The following is a 4,827-nucleotide window of genomic DNA, read 5'->3' as shown; positions in this document are numbered from 1 at the left end:
CAGGAAATTGATAAACACCGCGAGGCCGAGCAAGCCGAAGACGATTGACGGCACTGCGGCCAGATTGTTGATGTTGACCTCGATAAGGTCGGTGAAACGGTTCTTCTTGGCGAATTCCTCCAGATAGATGGAGGCGGCGACGCCGATCGGCAGCGCGAGCAGCAGCACGATCACCATCATATAAAGCGAGCCGATGATCGCCACGCCCATGCCCGAGGTTTCCGGGCGGCTGGAGGCGCCGTAGGTGAACAGGCCGCTGTTGAAGTGCTCGGCCATCGCGCCCTCGGCCTTGAGCTTGTTCATCCAGGTGATCTGCTGGTCCGAGACCTTGCGTCGCGCTTCCTCGACACTGAGGTCGATCTGGCCCTTGAAAGCCGAGTCGAGATTGGCGGCGGCGAGGATGTTGACGTCGCGTGTCGTGCCGATCACCGAGGGATCGGCGGCAACGATGTCGCGCAACTGGACGCGGGCGCCTTCCGAAAGGAAGCCCTTGAGCTTCTGGATCATCGGCTTGTCATCAGGAGAGATGCCGAGCTTGGCCACCAGCGCGTTTTCTGCGAGCTTGGGATAATTCGCCTTGATCAGAACGCTCGGATCGGTTGCGCGCTTGCCGGAAGGATCGATCACCTTCTCGTCGAACGTGATCGGCAGCGATACCGTCGTCTGCCAGAAGGCGGTGTAGCCTTTCGAGACGATGGTGATCAGCATGATTGCCAGGAACGCCAGGCCTACGGAAATCGCCACGACGCCATAGATGCGGAAACGGCGTTCGGCGGCGTAACGGGCCTTCAGGCCGATGTCGCGGCGCGGATGGGCCGCCGGCCTGACCATCGTATCCATGGGAATGTCGGTCATTCGTACTGCTCCCGATATTTGCGCACGATGTAGAGCGCGACGATGTTCATCACCAGCGTCAGCGTGAACAGCGTCAGCCCGAGCGCGAAGGCGACCAGCGTCTGCGGCGAATTGAACTCGAGGTCGCCGGTGAGCTGGTTGACGATCTTGACGGTGATGGTCGTCATCGCCTCGAACGGGTTGATGGTGAGGTTGGCGGCGACGCCCGCCGCCAGCACGACAATCATCGTTTCGCCGATGGCGCGCGAGGCAGTCAGCAGGATGGCGCCGACGATGCCGGGCAGTGCCGCCGGCAGGATCACCCGCTTGATCGTCTCGGAGCGGGTCGCGCCGAGGCCGAGCGACCCGTCGCGCATGGCGCGCGGCACCGCGGTTATGATGTCGTCTGAGAGAGAGGAGACGACCGGGATCAGCATGACGCCCATGACCAGGCCGGCGGTGAAGATGCTCTGGCCCTGGATGAACGGCGAGCCGCCGGTCAGCGCCGCTGACAGGTCGGGCAGGAACGGCCCAAGCGTGACGACGGCGAAGATGCCGTAGACGATGGTCGGTATGCCGGCCAGCAGTTCAAGCGCCGGCTTGACCACCGAGCGCACCCTGGGCGTTGCGTATTCGGCCATGTAGACAGCCGACATCAGCCCGACCGGCACCGCAACCAGCAGCGCGACGGCGGCGATATAGAGCGTGCCGGCAAGAAGCGGGATCAGGCCGAACTGGCCCTGGCTGCCGCCCGAACCGGCAGCGGCAAAACGCGGATCCCAGACCGTGCCGAAGAAGAAACTCATCGGCGAGACGCTCTCGAAGAAGGTGATCGTCTGGAACAGCATCGAAAGCACGATGCCGACGGTGGTCAGGATGGCGATGGTGGAGGCGGCAAGCAGCCCCCACAGCATCAACCGCTCGACATTGTTGCGCGCCCTGGCGCGCGGCTCGATCTGCCTGAGCGCATAGAAGGCGCCGGCGATCGAGGAAGCCAGAATGACAATGGCGCCGAACAGGCCGAGCCGGTCCTGGACCTTGTTCGCCTCGACGGCGATCGGGATCATGTAATCCTGTGTGTCGCTCGCCAGTGCCACGCCCTTGGCGGCGAGCAGCGGCTGCAACTCGGCAAAGCTGGCAGGCATTGCGGCCAGTGTGCCAGCATCGAGTTTGCGCAGGCCCCTGGCGAGGCTCTTTACCAGGCTGACATCCAGTGCCTCGCTGGCAACCTTGCTGTCGACGGTACGCTCGGGCAAGGCAGCGTGGATGTGCCGGTCAAGATAGACCGAAGAACCGACGGCCCAGACGGCAAGCAGCAAAAGAGCAGGCAGGACGGCGAGCAGGAAGGCCCACCAGCCGTGATAGTGGGCACGCGAATGCGGCTTGACTTTGCCATTGTCCTGGGCCGCGGCACGCTGCCGGCCGATGAAAAAGGCAACCAGGCCGACGGCAACGACGATGGCCAGTACGAGCAAGGACGACATGGACCCACCCCAAGGGAAATTCTAACGCAGCCACCATTGCGGCCTGCGGTGAAACCGGGGCGCGGATTTGACCCGCACCCCGGTTCGGCAGCTTGATTACATCGACTTTCCGGCGGCGAAAGCGTCACGCTGGGCCTGACGCTCGGCATCCGGAGCAGCAACGAGGCCGTATTCGGCGAGCGGGCTTTCCGGGCCAACCATCTGGTCGTCGAGGAAGAACTCGACATATTCCTTGAGGCCGGGAACGACGCCCAGATGCGCCTTCTTGACGTAGAAGAACAGCGGGCGCGAGACGGGATACTTGCCGCTGGCAATCGTCTCGGTCGAAGGCACGATACCTTCCACGGTGGCGACCTTCAGCTTGTCGGCATTGTTCTCATAGAAGGCGAGGCCGAACACGCCGACGCCGGTCTTGTTGGAGTCGATGCGGGCGAGCGTCTCGGTATAGTCGCCATCGATGTCGACGGCCTTGCCGTCCTTGCGGATGGCAATGCAGGTTTTGCCGATTTCCTTGTCGTCGGCAATGCCGGCGGCCTTGAGAGCAGCCTTGTCACAGCCGGCATCGAGGAGCTTGGTCTCGAACACTTCGCGCGTGCCGTGCTTTTCGCCCGGAATGTAGGCGGCGATGTCCCAGTCGGGCAGCTTCGGATTGACCTGGCTCCACTTGGTGTTCGGATTGTCGACGAGCTTGCCGTCGACGACCAGCTTGGCCGCGAGCGCCTTGTAGATGTCGGCGGGAACCAGCGCCCAGTCCGGGCCCTTGATGTCGGTGGCGAAGACGATGCCGTCATAGCCGATCCGGACTTCCTGGACTTCCTTCACGCCGGCGGCGGCGCAGGACTTGAGTTCGTCCGCCTTGATCGGACGCGACGAGTTGGCGATGTCGATCGTGTCTTCGCCGACGCCCTTGCAGAATTCCTTGATGCCGGCGCCGCTGCCGCCGGATTCGACGACCGGGGTCTTGAAGTTGGTGAACGTTTCGCCGAACTGCTCGGCAACGATCTTGGCATAAGGTAACACGGTCGATGATCCGGCGACCTGGATCTGGTCGCGCGCGGCGGCGAAGCCGGACGACGCGGCGAGCGCAAGCGCAGCGGCCGACGCCGTATAGAGGAATTTCTTCATGTGGCCTGCTCCTGTTCGGAAGATGGTCTCTCGGCGCTCGTCAGTCGGCGCCCGCTGAGGCCAATAGCCTTCGATTATAACAGTCGCATGACAGTTTGATGTCACCCCGGTAACGCGTCATCGCGATGAGCAAAACGCCGCCTGGCCGGCACTGAACACGCAGCCCGGCTTTGTCCCCGGAATCAGAGACTTGCTCCGCTTGGGGCCGAGATTGGCCAGCGATTTGGGGTTAGCCGGCCTTTACGAAAAAAAGCCGGACGGGAGCGCGTTGCTCTCAGCCAGACGGTGTCATGGCCGGGCCATCGCCGAAAACAGGTCCGTTGGGGTAGGTTGACGCTGTCTCATGCCGGCGGTCGCTGCTCCCGCCCGTAACTGGAAAGGGAGGAATCGAACGCCGCCATTGTCTCGGCTGGATACAACCTTTGATATGGTGCGATCGCACCATAGTCTTGGCCGCTGGCAGGGCGCGAATCTTCGCCGTATTCCCGGCACTCGGACAGGCAGGACCGGCCCTACCCGGCGTTGCGCTGAGCCTGCCGGCTGGCGCCGACCCAGCGCTCGACCTTCTCGAGCAGCGCCCGGGGACTGATCGGCTTGGGCAGATAGTCGTCCATGCCTGCCTCCAGGCAGCGCTCGCGGTCGCCCTTCAGCGCATGCGCGGTGACGCCGACGATCGGCACATGCGTGCCGGTTTCTTCCTCCAGCCGGCGAATGGCGGCGGTCGCTTCGAGACCGTTCATCTCCGGCATGGAGACATCCATCAGGATCATGCACGGGTTGAGCCGGCCGAAGGCATCGAGCGCCTTGCGGCCATTGCCGACGATCTCGAAACCATAACCGGTCTCGCCGAGAATCTGGGTGAACACCATCTGGTTTACCTCATTGTCCTCGGCCACCAGTATGTCCAGCCTGTCGCCACCAGCCGCCACCGGTGGCCGGGGGCGAATCGAAGGCGGCTGCAGCAGCGCCCGCTGTTCGGACGGTGCCGAGGGCTGCGGCCGCGTCACATTGCTCGCAGCGACGTCGGCCGCGAGCGGCTGCGCGTCGCTGCCGCCAGTGTTGTGGCGATGCCGCTGGATGGTGGCGACCAGCGTTTCCAGCAGCACCGAAGAGCGCGCCGGCTTGATCAACTGGGCATCGATGCCGAGATCGCGATAGCTGGTGTTGGCGAGCGACTGGTCGACCGAGGTCAGCATGATGATCGGCGTTCCGGCAAGGCCAGCGGTGTTGCGCACGATCCGCGCCATTTCGGCGCCGCTCATTTCAGGCATCTGGTAGTCGAGCACGACGCAATCGACCGGCACGCCATAGGCGGCTGCGGCGATCAGCACCTTGAGGCCTTCGGCGCCGCTTTCGGCCGCGCAGGAATCGAACGTCCATGATG

The 4,827-nt window shown here is 63.6% G+C and carries 4 protein-coding genes; all 4 read right to left on the bottom strand.

From position 1 onward, the window contains the following. On the bottom strand, positions 1-855 hold an 855-nt coding region (locus tag EN994_RS18100; protein WP_127307697.1), incomplete at its 3' end, for a DUF3333 domain-containing protein. Beyond that, positions 852-2,318, bottom strand: a complete 1,467-nt coding sequence (gene pstC / locus EN994_RS18095) for a phosphate ABC transporter permease subunit PstC (RefSeq protein WP_127307696.1) — start codon at positions 2,316-2,318, stop codon at positions 852-854. The genes pstC and EN994_RS18100, both read right to left, overlap by 4 nt. A gap of 96 nt (positions 2,319-2,414) precedes the next feature. Further along, positions 2,415-3,443: a substrate-binding domain-containing protein gene (locus EN994_RS18090; protein WP_027163159.1), complete on the bottom strand. Its 1,029-nt coding sequence runs from the start codon at positions 3,441-3,443 to the stop codon at positions 2,415-2,417. Positions 3,444-3,955: 512 nt separating this feature from the next. Continuing rightward, positions 3,956-4,827: response regulator (locus EN994_RS18085; protein ID WP_164745993.1), on the bottom strand; the 872-nt coding region annotated here is incomplete at its 5' end.

This window comes from Mesorhizobium sp. M7A.F.Ca.CA.002.09.1.1, assembly GCF_003998555.1.
GTDB classification, from domain to species: Bacteria; Pseudomonadota; Alphaproteobacteria; order Rhizobiales; family Rhizobiaceae; genus Mesorhizobium; species Mesorhizobium ciceri.
The sequence above is the reverse complement of the archived record's forward strand: the minus strand, read 5'-3'. Positions and strand labels throughout refer to the sequence as shown.